The sequence below is a fragment of the Dyadobacter ginsengisoli DSM 21015 genome (assembly GCF_059568735.1).
Genome location: NZ_JCANTY010000003.1, coordinates 42892 through 68379 on the forward strand (window position 1 = coordinate 42892; position 25488 = coordinate 68379).

At 48.6% G+C, this 25488-nt stretch carries 22 protein-coding genes; 8 read left to right on the forward strand and 14 right to left on the reverse strand.

Annotated features, from left to right (window positions below; all coding sequences use genetic code 11):
- Window positions 1-110 precede the first annotated feature (110 nt).
- The 4 genes from BP71_RS11060 to BP71_RS11075 form a co-directional block, all read right to left on the reverse strand.
- Window positions 111-1817 (reverse strand): D-alanine--D-alanine ligase family protein, encoded by a 1707-nt coding sequence (locus BP71_RS11060; protein WP_496379094.1) that lies wholly within the window; start codon window positions 1815-1817, stop codon window positions 111-113.
- Window positions 1818-1978: 161 nt separating this feature from the next.
- Window positions 1979-2236 carry a NifU family protein gene (locus tag BP71_RS11065; protein WP_496379096.1) on the reverse strand — a complete coding sequence of 86 codons (258 nt, stop codon included), beginning with the start codon at window positions 2234-2236 and terminating at the stop codon, window positions 1979-1981.
- Window positions 2237-2304: 68 nt separating this feature from the next.
- Window positions 2305-3411 carry an iron-sulfur cluster carrier protein ApbC gene (gene apbC / locus BP71_RS11070; protein ID WP_496379098.1) on the reverse strand — a complete coding sequence of 369 codons (1107 nt, stop codon included), beginning with the start codon at window positions 3409-3411 and terminating at the stop codon, window positions 2305-2307.
- 58 nt (window positions 3412-3469) lie between these two features.
- Window positions 3470-4471 carry a GSCFA domain-containing protein gene (locus BP71_RS11075; RefSeq protein WP_496379100.1) on the reverse strand — a complete coding sequence of 334 codons (1002 nt, stop codon included), beginning with the start codon at window positions 4469-4471 and terminating at the stop codon, window positions 3470-3472.
- Between the two features lie 356 nt (window positions 4472-4827).
- Here BP71_RS11075 and BP71_RS11080 point away from each other — a divergent pair, with 356 nt between their 5' ends.
- Both BP71_RS11080 and BP71_RS11085 read left to right on the forward strand, forming a co-directional pair.
- Complete coding sequence (locus tag BP71_RS11080; RefSeq protein WP_496379102.1) at window positions 4828-5586, forward strand: glycoside hydrolase family 16 protein; 759 nt, start codon at window positions 4828-4830, stop codon at window positions 5584-5586.
- Window positions 5587-5621: 35 nt separating this feature from the next.
- On the forward strand, window positions 5622-7394 hold the full coding sequence (locus BP71_RS11085) for a DNA polymerase III subunit gamma/tau (protein WP_496379103.1): 1773 nt from the start codon (window positions 5622-5624) through the stop codon (window positions 7392-7394).
- A gap of 6 nt (window positions 7395-7400) precedes the next feature.
- Here the strand turns inward: BP71_RS11085 and coaE are convergent, their stop codons facing one another.
- From coaE to nusB, 6 genes are all read right to left on the reverse strand, one after another.
- Entirely contained in the window at window positions 7401-8000 is a 600-nt protein-coding gene (gene coaE / locus BP71_RS11090) for a dephospho-CoA kinase (protein WP_496379105.1), read from the reverse strand.
- 26 nt (window positions 8001-8026) lie between these two features.
- Complete coding sequence (locus BP71_RS11095; protein WP_496379106.1) at window positions 8027-8644, reverse strand: YbbR-like domain-containing protein; 618 nt, start codon at window positions 8642-8644, stop codon at window positions 8027-8029.
- Window positions 8645-8774: 130 nt separating this feature from the next.
- Entirely contained in the window at window positions 8775-9077 is a 303-nt protein-coding gene (yajC, locus tag BP71_RS11100) for a preprotein translocase subunit YajC (RefSeq protein ID WP_496379108.1), read from the reverse strand.
- 54 nt (window positions 9078-9131) lie between these two features.
- Window positions 9132-9572, reverse strand: coding sequence for a DUF1573 domain-containing protein (locus BP71_RS11105; RefSeq protein ID WP_496379110.1), 441 nt, complete (start codon window positions 9570-9572; stop codon window positions 9132-9134).
- A 7-nt stretch (window positions 9573-9579) separates the two neighbouring features.
- On the reverse strand, window positions 9580-9882 hold the full coding sequence (locus BP71_RS11110; RefSeq protein WP_496379111.1) for a YtxH domain-containing protein: 303 nt from the start codon (window positions 9880-9882) through the stop codon (window positions 9580-9582).
- Between the two features lie 100 nt (window positions 9883-9982).
- Window positions 9983-11149 carry a transcription antitermination factor NusB gene (nusB, locus tag BP71_RS11115; protein ID WP_496379113.1) on the reverse strand — a complete coding sequence of 389 codons (1167 nt, stop codon included), beginning with the start codon at window positions 11147-11149 and terminating at the stop codon, window positions 9983-9985.
- Between the two features lie 230 nt (window positions 11150-11379).
- Between nusB and BP71_RS11120 the strand changes: the two genes are divergently transcribed.
- Window positions 11380-13161 carry an ABC transporter ATP-binding protein gene (locus BP71_RS11120; RefSeq protein WP_496379115.1) on the forward strand — a complete coding sequence of 594 codons (1782 nt, stop codon included), beginning with the start codon at window positions 11380-11382 and terminating at the stop codon, window positions 13159-13161.
- A 15-nt stretch (window positions 13162-13176) separates the two neighbouring features.
- On the opposite strand, the gene BP71_RS11125 is transcribed toward BP71_RS11120, so the two are convergent.
- Complete coding sequence (locus BP71_RS11125) at window positions 13177-13941, reverse strand: XRE family transcriptional regulator (RefSeq protein ID WP_496379117.1); 765 nt, start codon at window positions 13939-13941, stop codon at window positions 13177-13179.
- 144 nt (window positions 13942-14085) lie between these two features.
- Between BP71_RS11125 and dinB the strand changes: the two genes are divergently transcribed.
- The 5 genes from dinB (at window position 14086) to BP71_RS11150 (ending at window position 22891) form a co-directional block, all read left to right on the forward strand.
- The gene (gene dinB / locus BP71_RS11130; protein ID WP_496379119.1) at window positions 14086-15315 is read left to right on the forward strand and encodes a DNA polymerase IV; all 1230 of its coding nucleotides are present in this window, start codon (window positions 14086-14088) and stop codon (window positions 15313-15315) included.
- Window positions 15316-15356: 41 nt separating this feature from the next.
- On the forward strand, window positions 15357-18326 hold the full coding sequence (locus tag BP71_RS11135) for a DNA polymerase III subunit alpha (protein WP_496379121.1): 2970 nt from the start codon (window positions 15357-15359) through the stop codon (window positions 18324-18326).
- A gap of 158 nt (window positions 18327-18484) precedes the next feature.
- Window positions 18485-19219 (forward strand): lipocalin-like domain-containing protein, encoded by a 735-nt coding sequence (locus BP71_RS11140; RefSeq protein WP_496379123.1) that lies wholly within the window; start codon window positions 18485-18487, stop codon window positions 19217-19219.
- A gap of 80 nt (window positions 19220-19299) precedes the next feature.
- Window positions 19300-19923, forward strand: a complete 624-nt coding sequence (locus tag BP71_RS11145; RefSeq protein ID WP_496379125.1) for a GyrI-like domain-containing protein — start codon at window positions 19300-19302, stop codon at window positions 19921-19923.
- 157 nt (window positions 19924-20080) lie between these two features.
- On the forward strand, window positions 20081-22891 hold the full coding sequence (locus BP71_RS11150; protein WP_496379127.1) for a M16 family metallopeptidase: 2811 nt from the start codon (window positions 20081-20083) through the stop codon (window positions 22889-22891).
- A gap of 230 nt (window positions 22892-23121) precedes the next feature.
- Here the strand turns inward: BP71_RS11150 and tnpA are convergent, their stop codons facing one another.
- The 3 genes from tnpA to BP71_RS11165 form a co-directional block, all read right to left on the reverse strand.
- Entirely contained in the window at window positions 23122-23559 is a 438-nt protein-coding gene (gene tnpA, locus BP71_RS11155; RefSeq protein ID WP_496379129.1) for an IS200/IS605 family transposase, read from the reverse strand.
- 200 nt (window positions 23560-23759) lie between these two features.
- The gene (locus tag BP71_RS11160) at window positions 23760-23993 is read right to left on the reverse strand and encodes a DUF3820 family protein (protein ID WP_496379131.1); all 234 of its coding nucleotides are present in this window, start codon (window positions 23991-23993) and stop codon (window positions 23760-23762) included.
- A gap of 10 nt (window positions 23994-24003) precedes the next feature.
- The gene (locus tag BP71_RS11165) at window positions 24004-25473 is read right to left on the reverse strand and encodes a nicotinate phosphoribosyltransferase (RefSeq protein WP_496379133.1); all 1470 of its coding nucleotides are present in this window, start codon (window positions 25471-25473) and stop codon (window positions 24004-24006) included.
- Between the last annotated feature and the right edge of the window lie 15 nt (window positions 25474-25488).

Consider the following 25488-nt stretch of genomic DNA (forward strand, 5'->3'; position numbering starts at 1 on the left):
AAACCGGCAGAAAATTGAAAAAATTTAACAATCGGAAACATTTTGTAACCACTTCACCAACAAATACATAAGCCCCTCATTATGAGACTTTGCAAGTAACTATAAAACGGCTATTGCAGGGTATTCAGATCAGAAAGAACCTCGATTTCATAGGATACATCACCGGCGAAAAACGACGTGATGGCGGCGGCCCTGTCCGAAGTTTCTGTCAATAAAGGATGTCTCCGGGTATCCAGCAACGCTTCCACATCCGACACGTACTCCTTGAACATGAGCGGATTGGAAAGTTTGTAATACCGGTCTTCCGCAACCTTCAATACCGGTACCGGGGTCACTTCTCCTTCGGCATTCAACTTCCCGTAACGAAGCCGGGCCGCTACGTACTCTTCATCCGTTGCGTTGAAAACAATCAGCTCCGTAGGTTTCGCAGATGCATTATTAGCAATGATTCGTTCGTCCAGTGCCGCGAGCAATGTGCGCAAGCGCCAGGTTTGCTTGCCTGTACGTATGCGTTCGCGCAACGACTGACGGATCAGGTAGGTGAGTGCCTGAGTCACATTAAGCCCGATTTCCGCCATTTGCTTAAAAATGAAGGAGGTAGGCGACATTCCCGGAATCGTGTTGGGGTCATGAAGCAGAATTGTCCCGTTCTCGGTCAGAAAGCCATCGATCCGTACGCATGCATTGATGCCCAGTTGCTGGAACACACTGGCGATCATTTGCTGGATCTCCTGGTTCTTTTCCAGTGTGGTGTCCACCGGAATCCGTTTCCGGCTGGCTCCCGGCTTATATTTAGCATTGAAGTCGAATACCTTGACCATCTTGATGACCTCGCTCGGTGGCAATGCCAGCGGTGAGCCATCGTCGAACTGAATGCAACCACAGGAAAACTCCTGCCCATTCACAAATTCTTCGATCAGCACCTGGTCTTCCGCGTTGGAACTGCTGAGCAAAGCGTGGGTATTCCCTTCCGAGAAGTATATTTCCAGTTCAGTGATCAGCGCAGATGGATGGTAAATCGCCCTCCCTTCAAAAACAACCGGAAATCCGATGCCTTCATCCAGATTGGCAATTTTTTGGCCCCAGGCAAGCTTTTCCGCCTGGTCGAATGCAGCCCAGGTATCGGCATCGAGCTCGACCTGGAAAAAGCATTGATTGACTGCCGAAACGAATTCGTCCAGCGAGTCGTCCTTCACAATCGCAACACCAATAGAAGATCCCTGATGCGGCGCCTTGATCACCAACGGAAGGCCTAAATGCTTTTTCAACACCTGAAAAAGCAACGGATATTCTTTCGGGACCCATTGACTGTATCTGAGCGTCCAGCTCTTTTTCTCCTGGCCATTGACCAGCGCGATCATCTCATTCTGCAGTATTTTGTCGATTCCGACTGCTGAACCCATCAGGCCCGGGCCGCTGTACGGTATTTTGTACCATTCCAACAATCCCTGTATCGCTCCGTCTTCGCAATCGGGGCCATGCATTGCAAGGAACGCAAAGTCAAAATGAGCGCTGAATTCCGACGGGGCAAGCAAAATACCGGTTTCGGCAGGAACGCCGGCAGCGGCAAGTTCGGGGAAGGACTCTATATAGGTTTTAAAACCGTCTTTCTGAATGTCGGGAGCGGGATAAAACTCCCGGATTTCGGATGAGTACATCAGCTCCTTATGTAGCAGGATAAAGCGCCCGAAGCTATCGACAAAAACCGGTACCGGCTCAAAAAGTGACTTATCGAGGTATTCAAATGCCGTTTTACCACCCGCAAATGAAATCTCCCTTTCCCGGGAAGGGCCTCCAAAAAAAATTCCGATACGCATACTTTATTATCCTGATTAATGCATTCCAATGATGTCCGCAATATAAGGGACTAATCGGGAGGAATCAATTTATGCCTGTTCACCGCACCGATTAAAACGCAAAAAGCAGTTCCCGATTACAGGAACTGCCCACATTTGGATACACAGTATTATTTTCGCTATTACGCCAATTCTGGCACGTTTACCGAAACAACTTTATTGATATGGGGAACGGCCTTGCGGATCGATTCTTCCAACCCGGCACGGAAAGTCATGGCGCTCATTGGGCAGCTCTGGCATGAACCCTGCAATTCCAGTTTCACGATCAGGTCATCCGTCAGCTCTACCAGTTTCACGTCGCCGCCGTCTGCGTGCAGATAAGGACGCACCGTTTCGAGCGCCTGCTCGATTAATTCTATGGTTTTTTCTTTTGAATCCATTGTTAAAAAGTCTGTCTGCTAAGATGCAAGATTATATCCAAAAAATCAAATCATTCACTCACTTCGTATTAAACCTGGATTTCCACAGGCTGTGTTTTAGCCCGGGAGGCATTGCGTATCGCCACTTGTTGCGCCAAGGCTTCTGCCGCAGCCATAAATGCTTCATTCACAATCTCATTGTTATCCATTACCGCTGGTTTCCCCTCATCCCCTGCCTCACGTATGCTTTGTACGAGGGGAATCTGTCCAATCAATGGCACTTCAAATTTATCTGCCAGCGCCTGGCCGCCACCTTTCCCGAAAATAGGGTACCGGTGATCCGGCAGCTCTTCGGGTGTAAACCAAGACATATTTTCGATCACACCCAGAATGGGTACATTGATCTGGGGCTGTTTGAACATCGAAATTCCCTTGATCGCGTCCGCCAGCGCCACTTTCTGAGGTGTTGTCACCACTACGGCACCTGTAACGGGTACAGTTTGTACCAAAGTCAAATGTATATCACCTGTTCCGGGAGGCAGGTCGATCAGCAGGTAATCGAGCTCACCCCAATCTGTATCACCAAAAAACTGCCGCAATGCCTGGCTGGCCATGGGCCCTCTCCATACTACAGCACTGTCTGGTGGTGTCAGAAATCCGATGGAAATCATTTTGATACCATATTGACGGATCGGATTGATGTAGTTCTTGCCGTCTTTAGGTGTGATAGTAGGCTGCATATTCTCCGCACCGAACATCACCGGGATCGAGGGGCCTGAAATGTCAGCATCGATAATCCCTACTTTTGCGCCCGAACGATGCAGCGCCATCGCCAGATTGGCCGTGACTGTCGACTTCCCTACTCCTCCTTTGCCTGACGAAATTGCGATGACGTTTTTGACCTCTGGGATCAGCGGACCGGCATGCCTCGTGGTCGTAACATTGGCCGTCAACTTGATGATCACTTCCACCTCCGGACTTAGGTGCTCGTGGATCGCATTCTCACAATTTTTACGGATCAGTTCTTTAAGAGGGCATGCGGGGGTTGTCAGTACTACGGTAAAACGAACCTGATTGACACCGATTTCAATATCCTGAATCATACCGAGCGTCACCAGATCCTTTTTCAGGTCCGGTTCCTCCACAGTACTTAATGCCTGTAATACTTTTTCTTTATTGATTGTAAATTCTCCCATTATCTGGTATGGTACTTTGACTAATACTATTCAACACGAAATGTGTCCAATCAGTTTGTCACATTCCTGGAAATTCTCCGATTCTTTTTTCCACTTCCTCCATTTCCGCCGAAACGTCGAGGCTTCGGGAGAATGTGTTCAGCCTGCTCCACAGCGATTTCAGCATTTTCAAATGCCCGGGTGTGAAGCCGTGCTGCGGGCGATGCGCCAGGCTATCGCGCACTGAATCCCATTCTTTCATAAACTTCTGCGCTTCCGGCTGGATGAATGCCTGCCCGAAAGCATTGAAAATGTACGCTTCGGCCACACCGCTCGGATGGATCATATCTTCCTTGTAAAACCGGTAATCGCGCAACTCGTCGATCATAATTTCATACGAAGGAAAGTAGCCCACATGTTTGTATTTTTCCGATAACCTGTGGCATACCAGGCATAATGTGGATTTGCTCACCTGGTTCAGCGGTAATGTATCTCGCGTATGACGTACGGGACTGACAGTAAGCATGATCCGCAGTTTCCGGTTATATGGGATCAGTTTCTGGATCAACTGTTCGAATGGGATGAGGATCTGATCGAAATGCAGCAGTTCCTTCAAGAACCTGTCGCCTGGCAGCTTATGGCAGTTACCAATAATCTGATTGGTCTTCCGGTGGCGATAGGCAAAAGCGGTACCAAGCGTGATCACCAGAAGGTCGGCTTCTTTCAGGAAGCTGCCAACTGAGTCGGCCTTATCGGCCAGCATCCCCGCCAGAACACTTTGTTCCTTAGCCCAAAGGGAAGAATGATAGTCGTGATGTAGCCAGATATGATCTGAATTTTGCAGGAACAACGCCGGATTGGGTTGCTTCCTGTCCATTGCCTGATCTATGGTCTTGCAGATCGTGAGCGGGTTAAATATGGTTCCGAACGGGTTATTGAGCACATCGAATTTATAATTCTCAAGCTGGCCTCCCAGTACATCAGCGAAACAGGAACCGATGGTCAGTATTTTGGAATGATGATCTATTTTCCAATCCGAGGCATCCAACTCAACCTCCGTCCTCAACTTAATCTCCTTCATTACATAAAACGATGTGCGGGACTGCAAAATTAAGCATGAAATGGTCAGGATTTTACTAAATGCTGGGTTTCATGAATTTATAATTCAGGGTTATGGGAAATTTTGATATGTTTGGGAAGATCCGGCGAGACTCCGGGTGCTCTTTCGTCCAGAACAATCAGTGTGAATTAAGAAATTGAACGAAGCCAATGCTGCGCTCAGAAGGATCGATTTAAACTGTTTCGAAAATAAGATTGAACAGAAGCGTAATGATGAAAGAAAATTGTCATCCACTTGGCCAACTGCTGGCCATTGTAGCGGCGGGGGTATTGATCTCCACGTCAGGCTGTGCTCAACTTTCGGAAAAACCGAAGCCAATGACTTCAACCTCCGAATTCGCCACTACTCCATCCTGGCAGGACGAATTCAACTACACCGGCAAACCCGATGCCTCCAAATGGAGTTACGACCTCGGAGATCACGGATGGGGAAACAATGAACTGGAAAACTACACCGACAAAATCGAAAACGCCAAGGTCGAGCATGGAAATCTGGTGATTACAGCGATTAAAGAGCCCTCGGGAAAACAACAGTATAGCTCCGCACGCCTGGTTTCGAAAGGCAAAGGCGATTTTCTTTATGGTAAGTTCGAGATTCGGGCGAAGCTGCCCAAAGGCCGCGGCACCTGGCCGGCGATCTGGATGCTGGCCAGTGGTAATGACTATGGCAACAAAGGCTGGCCGGATAACGGTGAGATCGATATCATGGAACATGTGGGATTCGACCAGGACCGTCTGCACGGCAATATCCACACCAAGGCGTTCAATCATGCCATCAAAACCAACAAAGGCAACAATATCGTTGTGAATGGCCTCTCAGATGGCTTCCATATCTATTCATGCGAATGGACGCCCGCAACGGTTTCGATCCTCGTAGACGGCAATCCCTATTTTACATTCAAAAAAGAGCCGGGTTATCAATGGGCGGAATGGCCTTTCGACAAACCTTTTCATATGATTTTGAATGTGGCGGTAGGCGGCAATTGGGGCGGGCAAAAAGGCGTGGATGACAGCATTTTCCCTCAAAAAATGGAGGTCGATTACGTGCGTGTCTACCCCCTCGTCACAAAAAAGTAGCTTTGAAAATCCGGCCCGCGGAAGTAACTTGCACCATGGATCATTTCGTTGTTTCGGCCAGGAAGTATCGTCCCGTCACCTTTGATTCGGTGGTAGGGCAGTCACACATCACTACCACTTTAAAGAATGCGATTCGCACCAATCACCTCGCCCAGGCCTTTTTATTTTGTGGCCCCCGTGGCGTAGGAAAAACGACTTGTGCACGTATTCTGGCCAAAACAATCAACTGTCAGGACCTGGGCGACGACGTTGAGGCCTGTGGGGAATGCGAGTCCTGCGTGAGCTTTCAGAACAATGCGTCCTTCAATATCCACGAGCTCGATGCAGCTTCCAACAACTCGGTCGAAGACATCCGGAATCTGATCGATCAGGTCCGCTATCCTCCCCAGACCGGGAAGTACAAGATCTACATCATCGACGAGGTACACATGCTTTCGCAAGCAGCTTTCAATGCATTTCTGAAGACGCTGGAAGAGCCGCCATCCTATGCGATCTTTATCCTTGCTACCACTGAAAAGCACAAAATTCTGCCCACGATCCTGTCGCGTTGCCAGATTTTCGACTTTAACCGCATTCAGGCCAAGGACATCGCCTATCACCTGGCTGACATTGCACAGAAAGAGGGAATCGATGCTGAAAAAGACGCACTTGAACTCATCGGGCAAAAGGCAGATGGCGGACTACGCGATGCATTGTCGATGTTTGATCTGAATGTGACTTTTTCCACCAATAATCACCTCACCTATGAGGCTGTACTGGAAAATCTCCATATTCTCGACTACGATTACTATTTCAAAATCACCGATGCCCTGACAGCAGGCAGCATTGCCCGGTCACTGGTGTTGTTTGATGAAATTCTGAGAAAGGGTTTTGACGGTCACTTGTTCGTAGTTGGCCTGCTGGAACATTTCAGGAACCTGCTTGTTTGTAAAGATCCGGCGACGGTAACGCTCCTGCAGGTATCGGAGTCGGCAGAGCGGAAATACCTTGAACAGTCATTAATGGCCGATTTGAGCTTTCTATTATCGGCACTCAGCATTACGGGGCAATGTGACATCAATTACAAATCTGCCAAAAACCAGCGACTACATGTAGAGCTCTGCCTCATGAAACTCGCCAATTTGCCCCAGGTTCTTCAACTTCATTCACTTGCCGCCGTTGATGAAACGGCAAAAAAAAAAGTTGACCCCCAACCTGAGCAACCCGTAGCTGCACCTGTCTCTGCCTCGCCGGAAGCTGCTGCCGTCAATGGCAGTCCCTCAAATGGGGTAACCTATGTGGCTCCCCAGCCTCAACCTGTTCAGCAAGCAGCCGCTCCTTCACGTCTGAAGAGTACTATTTCGCTGACGCCCCCGGTGATGTCCTCACCTGCTCCGGCGACGAAAGAAATGCCCAACCAACCGGTGACTGACTATGCAGCCCCCGCCGGCAACGGAAAAAAAGAGCAACTAACCTTGAGTAATCTTCAAAGATTATGGTATGAATTTTCGGAAAGACGCCAGCAAGGAGGAAATTCGACGACCGAACAGATTACATTGAACCGGGAATTCCAGCTGAACGGAACCACAATCGAAATTGCCCTCGATAATGACCATCAGTTCGACGCCGTCATGAATGTACGGTACGACCTGCTCGGCTTCCTGAAAAGCCGTCTCGATGCTCCGAAACTGGATATCAACCCCCGGGTAGCTCCTCAGGAGGTGAACCGATTGCCTTATACACCGGCAGAAAAATTCAATTACATGGCGGAGAAAAATCCCTATCTGCTTGAGTTGAAACAGGCTCTGGGACTGGATGTAGATTTCTAAAAGGCTTTATCTGGCCAGCCGGAAAATCCGGTGCAGCTCCAAAACCTGTGGTATCAATGCAGAAGAGTCGTCATTGTTGACTACATAATCGGCAATGTCAAGGCGAGAAGCGTCTGAAACCTGCCGCGCAATGATCGCCCGTATCTCCTGCTCAGTCCTTTGATCTCTCTGCAGAATACGTTTAACCCTGATCTCAGCCGGCGCTTGCACCACTACAACATAGTCCACCACATTGGCCTGACCTGCGCGCCCCATGATTGCCGCTTCTTTTACCACATAAGGCAACCCGGAGTGCTGTTTCACCCATTCCTGAGTATCCCTGAGAACCACAGGATGGATAATCGCATTCAAGTCTTTTAACAAAGCCTCATTTTTGAAAACCTTTGACGAAACAAAAACAGTATTGTAACGTCCCTCCGGCTCGTAAGCGTCCGGCCCAAGCAATGCAACTACCCGCTCGCGAATTTCGCTGTTATGATTGGTGAGCCATTTAGCCCGGCTGTCGGCGTAGTAAACAGGAATATCCAGGCATTCGAACAACCTGCATACCATGCTTTTACCGGAACCTATGCCACCGGTAACTCCTATCAGACGCGGTAAATCCATGATGCTTCGAAAAAATGGGATAAGCTTTACTCCTTAGGTGCCGCATTCAGGTACTGCGCTACCTCAAAACTTACATAAACGTCCCGATGGCTTACCTCCACCAGCGGCGATACCGGCAATGGAATGGGCAGGCTTTCATCATAGTTGTTCTGTATTTTGGGAGTGAGTACCGGCACCCGGATGGTATCGGGATACGTTTTGATCAGTGAAACAGGGCCATCCACTGATATAAGAGACGGCGACACATTGATAAAACTGGATATTACATAGCCTTCCCGCATGTCAATGCCGGTGCTATCTACCCTGATGGGAATAATTTTCCTGATTTTAGGCTCGAAGTTGAGTTCGAAAGTATCGGACACTACATAGTTGACATGCAAATTGGGGAACATGTCCGTGATCTGGTCCGTCAATGTAGTCGAATTGATAAAGCTGGCGACAGTCGGGTTCTGCACCCGATACACCACCGGGTTGGCATTGAAATTCAGCCAGGACTTTTGCAGCAACGTCCAGCCATCGCCCGTCACATTTACCGAAATGCGTTTTGGCAAAGGCTGCATAGGGACATAAGCGGAATTATCATACTCAATGGAGAGTGGGTAATTCAGTTTCAGGGAATAGTTGTCCTTATTCAGCACATTCATTAACCAAAAAAAGGACGCTGCAAGCAAGCATCCTATGAATGTTTTAATCCTGTTCGGGTTGGGTGGGACTTGGCTCACGACAAATAAAAAAATGCATGCACTACAACGAATGCATGCTATCCATGATTAGTTACCCTGCAATGGTGCGGGAAATAGCTGATTTATCAACAGTCAACTTCACACCTTTGTCAAGTTCCAATGTAACAGTAGCTTCTTCAACGGTGTAGATTCTTGCGTGGATTCCTCCAATCGTAACAACCTGATCACCTTTTTTAAGATTTGTAAGCAATTCCTTCTGTTCCTTCTGCTTTTTCTGCTGCGGACGAATCATAAAGAAGTAAAAAACACCGATAATACCGACCCACATGATCACCTGATAAATCATGGCTTGTGAACCGCCGGCTGCTGCTTGTGCTAAAAGAGAAAAATTCATTTGGATTGATGGGTTGTATAAATGTTTTAAAGAAGTGCGGCCCGCTGCGAGAGATTACTTTTCGCCCTCCGGCTTCGGCGCTGCATTTACGATACCTTTTAGCCTGAGCTCCGAATAGGCAGGTTCGGTGTTAGCATAAACAGTCACTGTCTTCACCTGGGGCCCCGCTTTGTGCTTACTGTCGAAACGGACTTTAATGCTCGACGTCTGCTTCGGCGCAATCGGGTCTTTCGGCCATTCAGGTGTTGTACACCCGCAGGATGAGCTGATATTGTTAAGAATCAGCGGATATTCGCCGTCATTACGAAATTTGAAGTCATGCTCCACGATCGCTCCTTCCTCAATGGTACCGAAATCAAATGAGGCGCTGTCGATCAAAGCAAAAACAGGCATTTTCGATTCTGCCTGTTTTTGCTCACCTTTCTTTTCGACTTTCGAACAGTTGGAAAAAGCCAGCGCTGTTCCCAACAGGACAAATAGCGATATTCGTTTCATAAAAGGATCAGCTGGTCTGGCCTTTGATCTGAGCCATCAGACGATCCACGTCTTCAAGCAACTTCTCCGCTTTTTCGCGGGCATCATTCACTACGCGCTCGCCCTCGGTGCGGGCCAGACTATCGGGCTGGTCTTTCTTATCAACCAGATCCTGTATTACCTCCTGAAGCTTCTCCCGATACTTTGACAGTCTGTATGTGAGTTGCGTCCTAAGTACCTCTCCTTTGTTGGGTGCGTAAAGGATTCCCAATGCGGCACCTGTGGCACAGCCGGTCACGAATGCTATTAAAGTATTACTGGTTTTACTCATGATTTCCTATCGTTTTTAGCTGTCTATCCGGACGCTGTTCGTTTATCAAACATGGTACCAAAAAATTGTTCCATGCCTTGCGGCACAATTTCGGCAGCTTTTATTTATTATCAATCAATCCGCGACCGCTTTTTCTGATTATGCCCTCCTGCGCCAGTTTGACTGAAAGCACATCGAGGACACCGTTCACAAACTTACCACTTTTTGGCGTACTGTACCTTTTGGCAATCTCGATAAACTCATTGATGGTTACTTTCACCGGAATTCCCGGGAAATGGATCAGTTCCGCCAATGCCGTTTTCAGAATGATGAGATCAACCAATGCAATCCTTTCGAGCTCCCAGTTTTTCAGCTGGTCTTCCAGATAGATATCGTACTGATCGCTTTCAGCCACGACAATCTTGCACAATTCCTCCACAAATGCACGATCTTCCTCCCAGTCCTTGGTGAGCGGCGCCAGTTGGAAGGTGTGGCTGTGATCTGCCGATTTTAATGTTTTGATAGAAAGGCTCCTGATCAATTCGCTATGATCCACCCAGTAGAGATCGCGCTGTTCGAGATATCCCAGTGATACTTCATGTTTCAGGATAATCTGCCTGAGCACATATTGCACAATGGCCTGGTCCTCTTCCGGCGTATGGGTAACTTCTTTACAATACTTCTCATATTCTTCATCCTTCCGCAACCCTTCCCTGTAGATCTTCCGGATCAGGTTGATTTCACCGCTCCAGTTAATTCCGCTCCGGATGATTTCCTCTTCCAGTGCCTTGTCTTCGACCAAAACCTTGATCACCCTGTTTGTGTCCAGCCCGGAATCCTTTGGAAATGGGGCTTCGGGGTCGTCATACCTTCTCTCCCTATCGATTTTAGCCTGATGGGAAAGCTCGATCAGCATCGAAAGCACGCGTATGAAATCGGCATAAATGGTCTCCGTCTCATTCAAAACCCGGCGAATCACCTTCTCTCCGTCGCTGATCGTCTGCCGGTTGTAGGCTTCATAAGCACTCCGGGCCACTTTCAGTACCTGCTCAGGCAACTCTTCATCGTCGTTTGGCTTTCCGTTTTTGATGAGCTCGTCGAGCGTCATATTGGCCAGTTTTTTCATTCCTGCCAGTTTCGGCCGGTTCTGAAACTCCATAGAGTTAAGATCCGGAGCAAAAGCCTCTTCAATATGGTCGAGAGCCAGCAAACGGTTTGCATCAGCTGTCAGTTGCCGGGCATAAAGCGCCTGGACCGCTTTGGTCCTGAGTAATCTTCTATTCAGCATAAGCCGGAACACTAATTGGATAAAAGGTACAGTAAATCAAAGAACGTGTCTGCATGTATTGCAAGGCCATTCAGTTGTACCCCGCATTGAATGTTTAAATTGACCGCAAAATTAGACTATTTTGTTCACAATCGGAAAATTGAGATGCAGCGTTTTAATTTTGCAACGTTTTGGTAAAATAGGATGTTGCCTGTAAAGCGTCTTGCGGCGCAGATCTAAAATCTGAACTGGTGAAAGCATTAAAATTCCTCAACAAGTATTTGTGGAAATACAAATGGTATCTCATTCTCGGTACCATTTTTACAATTATCTCCAACCTTTTTGGCATTATTCCTGCCCAGCTCGTACGCTATGCGCTCGACCTGGTGATTGAAACGCTGAACGTCTACTACCTTTTTAATGGCGTCTCACTGCAAACCGAAATGTATGACATCTTCGCGTTCAGCATTCTGCTTTATGGGTTTCTGATCCTGCTGATGGCATTCCTGAAAGGCATTTTCCTTTTTCTGGTCCGGCAGACGATCATCGTGATGTCGAGGCACATTGAATTCGAGCTTAAAAACGATATTTATCAACACTATCAAACGCTTCCGGCTGCCTTTTTCCGCAGGCATAGCACCGGCGACCTAATGGCCCGCATTTCGGAAGATGTCAGCAACGTACGCATTTACCTCGGTCCGGCGCTGATGTACGGGATTAACCTCATCGTGCTGTTTTTCCTGGTCATCTCTTACATGGTGTCCGTCAGCCCCAAACTGACTTTCTACGTCCTGTTACCACTGCCCGTTCTGTCTGTCAGCGTATATGTGGTCAATAGCATGATCATGAAGCGGTCGCAGGAAATCCAGAAACAGCTTTCGGCACTTTCCACTTACGTGCAGGAGGCATTTTCAGGGATCAGGGTAATCAAATCCTTCGTTCAGGAAAACCATTCTTTTACTAATTTTGAAAAGGAAGCCGAAGTTTTTAAAACCAAATCCCTCGGCCTCACCAAGGTCGATTCTTTTTTCTATCCTGTGATCCTCCTGCTGATCGGGCTGAGTAATATCCTGATCATTTACATAGGCGGTCAGGAAATCATCAACGGGCAACTTACCCCCGGTAACATTACCGAATTCATCCTGTATGTCAACATGCTGACATGGCCTGTGATGGCTTTGGGCTGGACCACCAGCCAAATCCAGCGGGCCGCCTCATCCCAGCTCCGGATCAATGAGTTTTTGGATGAAAAAACAACCTTGGTTTCTGAAAAAGACGTAACCCGCACATTAGACGGCAAAATCACATTCCGTCATGTCGGTTTCGTATACCCCGATTCAGGTATCCAGGCCTTGCATGACTTTGACCTCACCGTCGAAGCTGGTGAAACCGTCGCGATCCTGGGGACTACCGGTTCGGGTAAGAGTACGCTCGCACATTTGCTCTGCCGGCTTTACGACCCTACCGGCGGACAGATCCTGATCGACGATATACCCATGAAGGACTATGATGTGAGGGAGTACCGCCGCCAAATCGGTTACGTTCCTCAGGATGTCTTCCTCTTTTCGGATACAATCCAGAACAATGTGCGTTTCGGAACGTTGGATATGCCATTTGAACGGATCGAACAGGCTGTGAAAGATGCAGATCTGTATTACAACATCCAGGATTTCCCGCAGGGCTACGAGACCGTTCTCGGAGAACGGGGTATTACCCTTTCCGGCGGCCAGAAACAGCGCCTATCCATCGCCAGGGCTATCGCCCGCGACCCAAAAATCCTTGTGCTGGACGACTGCCTCTCCGCCGTCGACACCAATACCGAGAACATCATCCTGAACAACATGAAAAGGATTATGGAAAACCGCACTTCCGTGATCATTTCACATCGGGTATCATCGGCAAAACTGGCCGACAAGATCGTCGTTCTCGACGAAGGTAAAATCGTGGAGCAAGGCACTCATACCGAGCTCATGGCAAGCAACGGGGCTTACAAAGAATTGTACGAAAAGCAATTGCTCGCGGAAGAGGTTTAGGCAGGCAAATCCGTACTATCCTTTTGCAAGCTTTTTCACCTCCTGTCTGAGATCCCGCATTTCCTGATAAATGCTGTGCAAGCTAACCTGTTGCTGATCGGCCTCTAAGTCGAAACTCAGCTTACTGTTCACCTGCCAAATTTCCCGGATTTCGCTTCGATCGATCCGGATCGGTGCATATTCCGGATTGAGGGATATCAGATTGGCAAAATTGCCTGGCTGTTCTCTCCGTACTTTCTTAACCAGCACGCTGTCGACGGTAACCACAACATATATATTCTTCTCATTCAGGCCATCCCAGTCATCTATCGCTCTTCCAACGATCCACTCGCCCGACTGTAATGCGGGTGTCATACTGTCACCGTCGACCTGAAACCCACGAAAACTGGCATTCCGGTATTCGGGCAATGGGATTGTGAATGCGGGTAAACTTTCAAACCATTGCGCATCACCGATATTGTTAGGGTAACCAGCGGCGGCTTTGACACTTACCATCACAATATTCTCCTGACCGGTGTTATCCACTGTCACCACTTTCGGGTTCAGGTAAATTTTATCCGCATGCAGGTATTTCTGCGAACTATCCCCAAACAGCCAGAGCGGGTTGATATGATATTTTCTCAGCAGTTCCTTCACGACCTGCCCGGGTATGCGTGTACGCCCGCGCTCAATATCCGCCGTGGTGGCACTGATCCCCAGTTCTTCCGCGAATGCGGACTGGGTCATATTTAGCTCCTCCCGGATCTGTTTAAAACGCCTGAATTCTTCCTCGATCACCATAAGCAAGTGGGTTATACCAATCCATTTGTGTTTCATTGGAACACTTCCAAACATACAAAAATATTTTGGAATATTTCCTTTCACATCATGGATCATATCCATATATTTGGAATAAATCCAAAAATTAGTAAAAACTCCAAGACCGTGGACCGTGCGATATTACATTTTGACCTGGATACATTTTTCGTATCCGTAGAACGCAAGACCGATCCCCGCCTCGAGAACAAGCCCATTCTCGTGGGCGGGACCGGTGATCGGGGCGTCGTGGCCGCGTGCAGCTACGAAACCAGACAGTTCGGAATCCACTCCGGTATGCCGATGAAAATGGCCCGCATGCTCTGCCCCGAAGCCACGGTGATCCGCGGAGACGGCGGTACCTACGCAAAGCATTCAAAGGAAGTAAGTGAGATCATCAGCCAGAGTGTACCTGTTTTTGAAAAAGCGAGTATCGATGAGTTTTACGCAGATCTGTCAGGAATGGACAAGTACTTTAACTGCTACAAAATGGCCACAGAGCTGCGCGAACGCATTATTAAAGAGACCGGCCTCCCGATTTCGTTGGGGCTGGCTACAAATAAACTAGTTTCCAAGGTCGCTACGGGCGAAGCTAAGCCCAATAATCACAAGAAAATCGATGCCGGGCAGGAAAAGCCGTTTCTGGCACCAATGAAGGTGCAGAAGATCCCGATGGTCGGTGAAAAGACGGGACAGACCCTGAATAACCTCGGTATCAGATATGTCCGTACCATCCAGGAAATGCCGATGGAGGTAATGGGGCAGATTTTCGGAAAAAACGGGATTGCGTTGTGGAACAGGGCTAACGGCCGGGACGACTCCCCTATTATTCCCTTTCACGAACGTAAGTCCATTTCCAGCGAGCGCACATTCGGGCGGGATACGGGCGATGTATTCAAAATGAAAGAGATGATCAGAGCAATGGCTGAAACGCTGGCTTTCCAGCTCCGGACCGGCAATAAGCTCACATCCTGCATTTCGGTCAAAATACGGTATTCGGATTTCAACACCTTTTCCAGGCAGCTCAAAATACCGTACACATCAGCCGACCATGTGCTCATTCCACAGATCGAACGGCTTTTCGTGCAACTCTATAACCGGCGAATGATGGTGCGGCTGGTAGGTGTCAGTTTCAGCGACCTTGTGACAGGTAACTACCAGATCAACCTGTTCGATGATACAGTAGAAAGGCTTAATCTTTATCAGGCGATGGATCACATTAAAACCAAATATGCCTACAACAAAGATGGCGATCAGATCCTTACCTGGGCCAGTACCATGGAGGTATCTGAGATCGGAAGTATGGGCAATCCTTTCAATGGCGATCCACCCATTATTCCGGCGCACCGGAATGCCTAACCGGTTGTGCAATCGAAGGGAATTTATCTTTTACAATCAATATGCTACTCAACTGCCACTCTTACTTCAGCCTGCGTTTCGGAACGATTTCCGAGGATCATCTGCTTGGGTTATGCAAGGAAAACGGTTACGATTGCGTCGCGTTGACTGACATCAACAACACCTCCGGTTGTTTGAATTTCATCCGGATGGCCCCGCGGTTCGATATCAAACCGGTAGTCGGCATTGATTTTCGGAATGGTGTTACACAGCAGTTTATCGGATTGGCCAAAAACAATGCAGGTTTCCAGGAGCTTAACGCATATTTGTCGGCACAGATGAATGCGGGTAACGCTTTTCCCGACCAGGCACCGGAAATGGAGCATGTTGTGTTTGTTTATCCGTTCGAAAAAGTGAACCGGGAAAAACGTGAGCGGTTTAACACCAATGAATACATCGGTATCTCGACCCAGGATCTCGATAAACTGCATTACTCGCGGCTACACCAGCTAAGCGATCGGCTGGTGATCCAACAACCCCTGACATTCCGGAACAAAAAAGATTTCAACGCACACAGGTTATTACGCGCTATCGATGAGAACACGCTATTGAGCAAGCTCTCCCCCTCAGAAACGGCCCGGGAGCATGAGCAGATCATGCCTGCCAAAGTGCTGGAATATCATTTCACCCAAAAGGATTTCCGTACCATTCTGTACAATACCCGCAAGCTGATGGATGAATGCCAGATCCAATTCGGCTTTGGCGAAGACCGGCAACACCAGAATCTGAAAATTTTTGGCAAGAACGAAGAAGATGATTTTCGAAAGCTTACGTCGATGAGCTATCAGGCGCTCGGATACCGGTATGGCGACCAGATCACCGATGAAATTTTCGACCGAATTGCCAAGGAGCTGGAAATGATCCGGCAACAGAATTTTGTCCCTTTTTTTCTCGTCAATCATGACATTGTGAGCTATGCGCGCCGTAAAGGATATTTTTATGTCGGCCGGGGCAGCGGTGCCAACAGCATCATCGCCTATTTGCTCAACATTACCAATGTCGACCCGATCGAACTGGACCTTTACTTCGAGCGGTTCATCAACCTACATCGCAAAAACCCGCCAGATTTCGATATCGATTTTTCCTGGCGCGACCGTGAAGATGTAACCAGCTATATTTTTGAGACTTACGGCAAAAATGGCCAGGCAGCATTGCTGGCTACATACAGCACGTTCCAGCACAGTGCCGCCGTACGCGAGCTTGGAAAGGTATTTGGTTTGCCTGCCTTCGAAATCGATGCATTGAGCAATGGGAAGTACGATCCGCGAAAGCTTGACCAGCTATCCGGCCTCGTCGTCAAATATGCCGATTACCTGCAATCCAATAACCAGCCTAATCACCTGAGCATCCATGCCGGCGGCATTCTGATATCGGAACGCCCGATGCATTATTTCACGGCAACAAACATTCCTCCCAAAGGCTTCCCGACGACCCAGTTTGATATGGTTATTGCGGAAGATGTCGGTTTGAATAAGTACGACATCCTCGGCCAGCGCGGGCTCGCGAAGATCAAGGAAACCCTGGAAATTATTCGTTATAACCGCCCCGACGCGCCTGCATTTGATATCGATGATGTAAAGAAGTTCAAAACCGATCCCAAAATCAACGATCTGATCCGGCAGGCTCAATGCATTGGCTGTTTCTATGTAGAGTCGCCGGCGATGCGGATGCTTCTGAAAAAACTGGAAGTAAACAATTATTTGGGCCTGGTCGCTGCCAGCTCGATCATCCGTCCCGGCGTTGCCAAAAGTGGTATGATGCGTGAGTACATTCTGAGGCATCGCAACCCCGAAAAACGCAATGAGGCGCATCCGCGCCTGCTGGAACTGATGGAAGAAACCTACGGAATTATGGTCTATCAGGAAGACGTGATCAAAGTAGCGCATTATTTTGCAGGGCTCACGCTCGGGGAAGCGGATGTGATTAGACGCGGTATGAGCGGAAAATTCCGGGGGCGTGAAGAGTTTGAGAGAGTCAGGAGCAAGTATTTCAAAAACTGCCGGAACAGGGGTTACGATGACGCAATGACCATGGAAATATGGAATCAGATCGCCAGTTTCGCGGGATTCGCATTTGCCAAAGGACATTCCGCCTCCTACGCCGTAGAAAGCTACCAGACGCTTTTTCTGAAAGCTTACTTTCCGCTGGAGTTCATGGTAGCCGTTCTCAACAACGGCGGCGGCTTTTACGCGCCCGAACTGTACGTACATGAAGCGCGAATGCTCGGCGCAAAGGTTTATGCGCCATGTGTGAATCACAGTCTGGCCCAAACCACCATAGAAGGGAGCGATATCTACCTCGGAATGCAGTTTTTAAACGATCTCGAAGAAAGGACCATTGAAAGGATCCTGACCGCCCGGAAGCAGGACGGCCCCTTTACGTCCCTGCATGATTTTCTCGACCGGGTCGTCATTTCCATTGAGCAGCTTACGATCCTGATCCGGATAGATGCGTTTCGTTACACAGGAGTCGACAAGAAGACCCTCCTCTGGAAAGCGCATTTCAGGCTTAGCACCACGCCGGTAAAGGTTCCTCAGAAACAGCTGTTCCATACCGAGATCAAAGATTTCGAGCTGCCGGTTTTCCACTCCTCTATCCTGGACGATGCCTACGATCAGATCGAGTTGCTGGGTTTTCCACTCTGCAGTCCGTTCAACCTGCTGAAAAATCCGCTTCCTAAAAGTGTGATGTCACGTGATTTGGATAAATACGTCAATCAGGAAGTGACACAATATGGCTACCTGGTGGCGTTAAAAACAACCCGGACCACACGGGGAGAATCGATGCAATTCGGCACATTCCTGGATTATGAAGGGCAGTTTATCGATACTGTACATTTCCCCAATGCGGGCACCCAGATCAATGCGACCGTGAAGGGCGTATATAAAATCCGGGGTACGGTCACGGAAGAATTTGGGTTTCTCACGGTAGAAGTGACGGAGGTCACGCGGATGGAATCGGCGGCACGATGACTGATACAGACCTGTTATACGGAAAAACTTGCGAAATAATCGGTTATGAAAAGCCCATCCGGATAATTCTCCGGTTACATTTCCGTTCTTTGTCTGCTTTCGATGGTAAAACATAAATCGATCCGTTTCGGAGATTTTACAACAATCCGCCGCTGACCATGATGAAAATACATCATCTTCTTTTCCTGCTGCTAACCATTACCTACTTTTCGTGTTCCGAAAATTCCGGCTCCATTACCGGAAGCTGGGTTATCGAAATGCCCGGTCAGCCCCAGCACAAACAGGGATTTACATTGAAGGAAGACGGCCGTGCCATAGCTATCAACATGGGATACATGAACTTTGAAACGTGGGAAAAGCAGGGAGACAAACTGATCCTATCCGGAAAGAAAGAACAATCGGGGGAAATGACGGACTTTAAAGACACCCTTAAAATCGTTTCAGTAGCAGATAGCGCACTAACGGTTGAAAAAGACGGCGTTCAGATCCATTACTCCAAAGCCCTCGATCCCGACAAACTGGTCAATGACTTCGAGATTTACGAATGCTTCGTCCATCAAATGAAAAAGGATTCTGCATTTATGCATATTAATGTAGCAGACAGCACAGTAACCGGTGAACTGGTATACGTCTTTTTCCAGAAAGATAAGAATCAGGGACGTATCGATGGCGTTATTCGAGGTGACACTTTGCTGGCCCGCTACACCTTCGTTTCAGAAGGCAGCGAATCTGTTCGCGAGGTAGCATTTTTGAAAAAAGGCACAGGTTGGATCGAAGGTTTCGGTGAGGTGAAAGACAGCGCGGGCATTATGTTATTCAAGGATCGATCCCGGCTTAAATTCGGCAAAGGTCTCTTCTTCAAAGGTATAAAATGCCCGCCGGCCATTCAGTAAAAACGGAATTGCTACTGCCATACTGTTGTCACTTCCATGCTTTTCATTGCACATTTATCGAATCATAAATCATGTGAGCAATGGAAAAACTGGATCTGACCAAAGCGTTTAAAACCTACTATTCAGCCGCCTCCCAACCGGAAGTGCTTACGTTAGCACCGGCACGCTACCTTTCAATTACGGGCAAAGGTGACCCCTCAGGCGATGAATTTCAACAAAAAATCCAGACCCTTTACCCGGTCGCTTACCAACTGAAATTTGACTCAAAAGCGCGGGGAATGGATTTCGTAGTGGCAAAACTCGAGGGTCTGTGGTGGTACGACGAAGCGAAGTACCGCGACATCCCCATCGTAGACGCACCTTCGAAAATTCCACGGCGAGAATGGGAGTACCAGTTGCTGATCAGGATACCCGACCTGATTACCCCCGCCGAAGTGTCCTCAGCCATCGAATCGGCCTTTGCGAAAAAGCAGGCGGATACGATCCGCGAGGTGATGTTATTCGAAATGGAAGAAGGAAAGGTGGTGCAAATGCTGCACAAAGGCCCCTTTGACCAGGAAGTAGAAACACTCGCGGTCATGCAGACATTCATGGCCGATCGTAAGCTTCAGCGGAATGGCCTGCATCACGAAATATATCTGTCTGATTTCCGGAAGACATCGCCCGAAAAGCTTAAAACTATACTCAGAGAGCCTGTTAAATAAGGAACCGGTTACAAATTTTCATCGAAAATGGCCTACCTGCCACCTCACGCGTGTCGGGCGGCTTTTTTCCAAAACATTTATAGCCACCCCTTTGCAATCGCGATCTTTAACAATATATTTCGCCCCTCCTGAATTTTATCAAATTAAAATTAGAAAAATGAAAAAGGCGTTCATAGCATTATGCTTGGCCGGATGGGGTATTGTTTCTGTAACGACGGTGTCGGCACAGAGCCTAAGCTCCCAAAAAGTCCCTCTCGATCCCAGTGTGAAGACCGGAAAACTAAAAAACGGAATTACCTACTACATCAAAAAGAATGCGGAGCCAAAGAACCGGGCGGAGCTCAGACTTGCGGTAAAGGCGGGTTCGGTATTGGAAAATGATGCTCAGCAAGGGTTGGCTCACTTTATGGAGCATATGAATTTCAATGGAACGACCCATTTCCCTAAAAATGAGCTCGTTAATTTTCTGCAAAAAACAGGGGTACGTTTCGGCGCCGACCTCAATGCATATACCGGTTTCGACGAAACCGTGTACATGCTGCCCATCCCTACCGACTCGGCCGGATTACTTGAAAAAGGCATTCAGGTTCTGGAAGACTGGGCGCACGGAGCTTTACTCGACCCTTCCGAAATTGAGAAGGAACGAGGCGTTGTGCTGGAAGAATCGCGTATGGGACGCGGCGCTCAACAGCGGATGCGGGACAAGTTTCTGAAAGTAATCCTCAACAATTCAAGATATGCCGAACGTCTTCCGATTGGTAAGGACAGCATTCTGAAGAGCTTCAAACCGGAGACGATCAAGGCATTCTATCAGGATTGGTACAGGCCCGACCTCATGGCTGTTATTGCCGTAGGTGACTTTGACGTAGCCAAAGTGGAGGCGATGATCGCCAGCAAATTCGGATCCATGAAACCGCCTCTCAGTCCTAAAAAACGTACGCGGTATGAAATTCCGCTGGACGGAGCCACCCGGGTCGCGATTGTGACCGACCCTGAATATCCTCAGAACCTGATCCAGCTTATTTACAAACAACCTGGAAACAAGGAAAAGACATTGCAGGACGTGCGCAATAACTTTGCACAGGAGTTATACAATGCGATGATGGGGCAACGCATGCAGGAACTCACGCAAAAAGCCAATCCGCCATTCCTCTACGGAGCCAGTCAATATGGCGATTTCCTGGGCAATCTCGACTCCTACACATCGATAGCGCTTGCGAAAGATGCCGCTTCGATGAAAACCGCACTGACGGTCTTGCTGGAAGAAAATTCCCGTGTACAGAAATTCGGCTTCACCCAGCCTGAACTGGATCGCGCTAAGAAGGATTTCTTCAACAGTATTGAAGAGTATTATAAAGAAAGAGACAAAACCAAGTCAGCGAACCATGTGCAGGAATACCTGAACCATTTTCTGCACGACAAGCCATTTATGGGCGCAGAAGCCTATTTTGAATTTGTAAAAAAACACCTGGACGGCGTGACGCTGGCTGAAATCAATGCCCTGGCTAAAAAATACATTACCGACAAAAACCGGGCAGTGGTAATCATGGGACCAGAAAAAAGCAAGGACGCATTACCCACAGAAACCGAAATTCGTAGTCTTCTGAACGAGGCTGGTAAAGACGTAACGGCCTATGTGGATGATGTGGTGGATGCACCGCTCCTCGGTACAGAACCCAAAGCTGGAAAAGTGACCGCTGAACGGAAGCTCGACAAGCTGGGCGTAACCGAACTGACTTTATCTAACGGGGTCAAGGTACTTTTGAAACCCACAGATTTCAAAAACGACGAGATTCTGATCAAAGCTACGGCAAAGGGCGGGTACTCGCTGTTTCCGGGAGAACGTGAAACCGGCATTTTTACCAGCTACCTGGTTCAATCCGGAGGGGTTGGGCCGTATAACCAAACCCAACTTCAAAAATTCCTTGCAGGCAAGACCGCCAGCGCAGGCCCGTACGTGAGCGAGCTGACCGAAGGCATCGGCGGAAATACCAATCCGAAAGATCTGGAAACTACCTTGCAGCTCATCTATGCCTATTTCACCGAACCTCGTAAAGACGCCGACGTTGTAACCGGCATTTTAGCCAACCAGAAGGCCTATCTGGAAAACATGCAGAAGACACTGACTCCGGAGAAGGTCTACTCGGATTCACTCAATGCCGTATTGACCAGCCACAATCCCAAAAGAGTTCCGCTTAAACCGGAAAGTGTAGATAAGGTGAATCTCGACCGGGCATTGGAAATTTACAAGAACCGCTTTGCTGATGCCTCCGATTTCGTCTTCACAGTAGTAGGTGCCTTCAAAACTGAGGAAATTAAGCCTCTTCTGGAAAAATACCTGGGCGGGCTGCCTTCTACAGACAGGGATGACACTTACGATCATCCGAACATTTACCCGCCAAAGGGGCGAATCGAAAAGATCATTTACAAAGGACTGGAACCCAAAAGCCGGGTTACGCTCGTTTCCAGCGGGGAATATGACTATAATCCTGAGAATAATATCCAGATCGAAGCATTGCAGGAAGTATTGCAGATCAAACTGATCGAATCGTTGCGTGAGGAAGAAAGCGGGGTGTATGGCGTCGGCGTTTCCGAGGGAACCGACAAGTTTCCTACAGGTCATTATCGTTTCAGCATTGGTTTTGGCTGTGCTCCCGAGAATGTTGACAAGCTGATCAAACGGACACAGGAGGAAATCAGCAAGATCAAACAAAACGGTGCCGATCCGAAGGATATCGAGAAGTTTGTCGCTGAAACACAGCGCAAAACCGAAACTGCACTAAAAACAAACGGTTTTTGGCTCGACTACCTGGATGACAACACTTTCCTGGGAGATGATCTGAACGAAATTTTCGAGCAAGACCGCCTACTGAAATCGGTAACTGTCGCCAGTACGAAAGAGGCGGCTCAGAAGTACTTTAATGACGATAACTTCATCAAAGTGATCCTGATGCCGGAAAAGAAGTGAGATATTCCGCTGTATACTTCTAGCCACGGCTTTGGTCAAAGCCGTGAGTTCCCTACCACTCGCAATCCGGGGCTACCACCCCGGATTGCTCAGCCTCCCCGTAGTACCACTTTAGGCGGGTAAAGTCCCAACCGGGACTTTGACTCCCCGTGACCCGGCCCATCAGCCCAACCCAAGGCTGAAGCCTTAGGCATACCTCCACGCATCCATCCATATCCACCTCATCGCCTTCATCCGAAGTCTGCCCCGTCGTAGCCCAGTCTCTGAACAAAGGCCTGGAACTCGTCTCCAAAGCTCTGCTTGCCATGATGCGCCTGTTGCCGATCTATATACCTGCGAACAATCGGTAGCTTGCTTTCACTCACAGATGCGGCAAAGTACTTGTCTGCCCATTCCAGGTTTCCTTTAATTAGTTTCATCTTATTTGCCCAGAATGCACTCTCCCCTTTCAGCAACTGAATTTGCTTTGAAATACCATACTCACTTTTCAAGAGCATCAGGACATGAATATGGTCATGGTGACCATTTATCCTGTCGATCAGAATTCCTTTTGAGCGCGCATTTGCCTGGATGTGCTGGCAAACTTTACCTAAAACCGGTGGCTGCAAAATGGGTCGCCGATACTTCGTTCCCCAGACTGCGTGTATCCAGATCTTTACGTATGACATCGATATGTGAAATTGACAGGTGATCAATAACTTCTATCATCTATACGCACAGATACGAAAAAGGTAACACCTCAACCCGGAACCCGGAACCCAAGGCTTAAGCCTTGGGCTAGCCCCAGCCCCAGCCCTCGTCCTCTCCCTCACCTCGCCCCAGCCCCGCCAAGCCGCCGGATCATGAGATCCCGGGCGCCCCCCCGTCATCACCCCAGCCTCCGCAATCCCTGAATCAGAAATTCGAGCCCGTTCATCCGGATTTCCAGCATCGTCGCAAGCAATACTCCCAGTTTGCCTTTGGGGAAACCCTCGCGTTGAAACCACTCGAGATAGGACACAGGCAGGTCGGCAATAACCCAGTCCTTGTACTTGCCGAAAGGCATTTTCTGACGGATCAGTTCTTTGAGGATTTCTGAATCCGGTTGTTGTAATTCCTGCATGGTAGATTAGTTAGTAGGCGTTACCGGCCCGGAGTTTTAAAATCAGCTCCGTTTTCAGATCAAAAAGGTCTTTTTCTAATCCTACCGGATAGGTATGCGGGTTGACGAAACGTTTGATCCCTTTATAAAAGTTCGATAACTGATCCTCAACCCGTGCCCGCGTCTCGTGTACGGAAGGGCGCTTGTAGATCAGCTGCCCGTCGGCAAATATCGGCACAAGCAAGTCCTCATAATGCATTTTATCATCGAATGACCTGTTTTTCGTAAAATCATAGGGATCGACCATCGTTGACGTGCCCATCAGTGGTGTTTCCGTATCAAAAATCATATCAGACACAAAACCACGCGCATCCCTGAAACGGCGCACCTGCTGGATACCCGGCGTCGACACTTTGATCGCCTGCTCCGACAGTTTCAGTTTGTAGTCCCACTCACCCGTTTCCGAGCGGATCGCCGCCAGTTTGAAAACGCCGCCCAATGCGGGCTGATCGTAAGCCGTTACCAGTTTGGTCCCGATACCCCACACACTGATCTGCGCCCCCTGAATTTTAAGACTATCCATAATGTATTCGTCCAGGTCATTGCTCGCAACGATGCTGGTCTTTTCAAATCCGGCTTCATCGAGCAACTTCCGCGCCTCGATACTGAGATAGGCCAGGTCACCGGAATCCAAACGGATACCGCCAAGGTCGTAACCCCGTTCGCGGAGCTGCTCCCCTACTTTGATCGCATGCCGGACGCCGTTGAGCGAATCGTAAGTATCGACAAGCAATGTCACATTGTTGGGCATATGTTTGGCATATTCCTCGAATGCTTCCAGTTCGGTATCGAAAGACATTACCCAACTGTGCGCGTGGGTACCTTTCACCGGAATGTCGTAAAGCTTACCAGCCAAAACATTGGATGTCGCATCGAAGCCGCCGATGTAGGCCGCCCGGCTTGCCGTAACGCCACCATCCGGCCCCTGCGCACGCCGCAGACCGAATTCCAGCAATGCATCATCACCCGCTACCAGGCGCATACGGGCTGCTTTCGTCGCAATCAGCGACTGGAAGTTAATAAGGTTCAATAACGGTGTTTCGAGCAACTGACATTGCAGGATCGGTCCCTGAATGCGAAGCAATGGCTCATTGGGAAAAACCACTGTCCCCTCCGGAATAGCGTCGATGTTACATTTAAGTTCAAGTTTCCGGAGGTAGTCAATAAAGCCCGCGTCGAAAAGCTCCTTGCCATCATTACCCTGGATGGAAGCGATGTAGGCAAGATCTTCTTCGTTAAATCGATATTCGTTCAGGTATTCGATCACACCGCTCAATCCACATGCGATTGTGAAGCCTCCCTGGAAAGGATGCTTTCTGAAATACAGATTAAAAACCGCTTCCTGCTCCGCTTTTCCGGCTTTCCAGTAACCATAAGCCATGGTGAGCTGGTAAAGATCGGTGAGAAGGCTCATAGAGGTATCATATAGCTGGTTGATCATCGGGCAGTACATTTG

Excerpts from the sequence above, each read along its gene's own strand:
- BP71_RS11105 (WP_496379110.1), bottom strand. The coding sequence starts at position 9,572 with ATGAAACGAATATCGCTATTTGTCCTGTTGGGAACAGCGCTGGCTTTT.
- BP71_RS11095 (WP_496379106.1), bottom strand. The coding sequence starts at position 8,644 with ATGAATGTGCTGAATAAGGACAACTATTCCCTGAAACTGAATTACCCA.
- BP71_RS11160 (WP_496379131.1), bottom strand. The coding sequence starts at position 23,993 with ATGCAGGAATTACAACAACCGGATTCAGAAATCCTCAAAGAACTGATC.
- BP71_RS11110 (WP_496379111.1), bottom strand. The coding sequence starts at position 9,882 with ATGAGTAAAACCAGTAATACTTTAATAGCATTCGTGACCGGCTGTGCC.
- apbC (WP_496379098.1), bottom strand. The coding sequence starts at position 3,411 with ATGGGAGAATTTACAATCAATAAAGAAAAAGTATTACAGGCATTAAGT.
- BP71_RS11125 (WP_496379117.1), bottom strand. The coding sequence starts at position 13,941 with ATGGTGATCGAGGAAGAATTCAGGCGTTTTAAACAGATCCGGGAGGAG.
- BP71_RS11145 (WP_496379125.1), top strand. The coding sequence starts at position 19,300 with ATGGAAAAACTGGATCTGACCAAAGCGTTTAAAACCTACTATTCAGCC.
- yajC (WP_496379108.1), bottom strand. The coding sequence starts at position 9,077 with ATGAATTTTTCTCTTTTAGCACAAGCAGCAGCCGGCGGTTCACAAGCC.
- nusB (WP_496379113.1), bottom strand. The coding sequence starts at position 11,149 with ATGCTGAATAGAAGATTACTCAGGACCAAAGCGGTCCAGGCGCTTTAT.
- BP71_RS11060 (WP_496379094.1), bottom strand. The coding sequence starts at position 1,817 with ATGCGTATCGGAATTTTTTTTGGAGGCCCTTCCCGGGAAAGGGAGATT.
- coaE (WP_496379105.1), bottom strand. The coding sequence starts at position 8,000 with ATGGATTTACCGCGTCTGATAGGAGTTACCGGTGGCATAGGTTCCGGT.
- BP71_RS11140 (WP_496379123.1), top strand. The coding sequence starts at position 18,485 with ATGATGAAAATACATCATCTTCTTTTCCTGCTGCTAACCATTACCTAC.
- BP71_RS11165 (WP_496379133.1), bottom strand. The coding sequence starts at position 25,473 with ATGATCAACCAGCTATATGATACCTCTATGAGCCTTCTCACCGATCTT.
- BP71_RS11150 (WP_496379127.1), top strand. The coding sequence starts at position 20,081 with ATGAAAAAGGCGTTCATAGCATTATGCTTGGCCGGATGGGGTATTGTT.
- BP71_RS11075 (WP_496379100.1), bottom strand. The coding sequence starts at position 4,471 with ATGAAGGAGATTAAGTTGAGGACGGAGGTTGAGTTGGATGCCTCGGAT.
- BP71_RS11065 (WP_496379096.1), bottom strand. The coding sequence starts at position 2,236 with ATGGATTCAAAAGAAAAAACCATAGAATTAATCGAGCAGGCGCTCGAA.
- BP71_RS11135 (WP_496379121.1), top strand. The coding sequence starts at position 15,357 with ATGCTACTCAACTGCCACTCTTACTTCAGCCTGCGTTTCGGAACGATT.
- tnpA (WP_496379129.1), bottom strand. The coding sequence starts at position 23,559 with ATGTCATACGTAAAGATCTGGATACACGCAGTCTGGGGAACGAAGTAT.
- BP71_RS11080 (WP_496379102.1), top strand. The coding sequence starts at position 4,828 with ATGACTTCAACCTCCGAATTCGCCACTACTCCATCCTGGCAGGACGAA.
- BP71_RS11085 (WP_496379103.1), top strand. The coding sequence starts at position 5,622 with ATGGATCATTTCGTTGTTTCGGCCAGGAAGTATCGTCCCGTCACCTTT.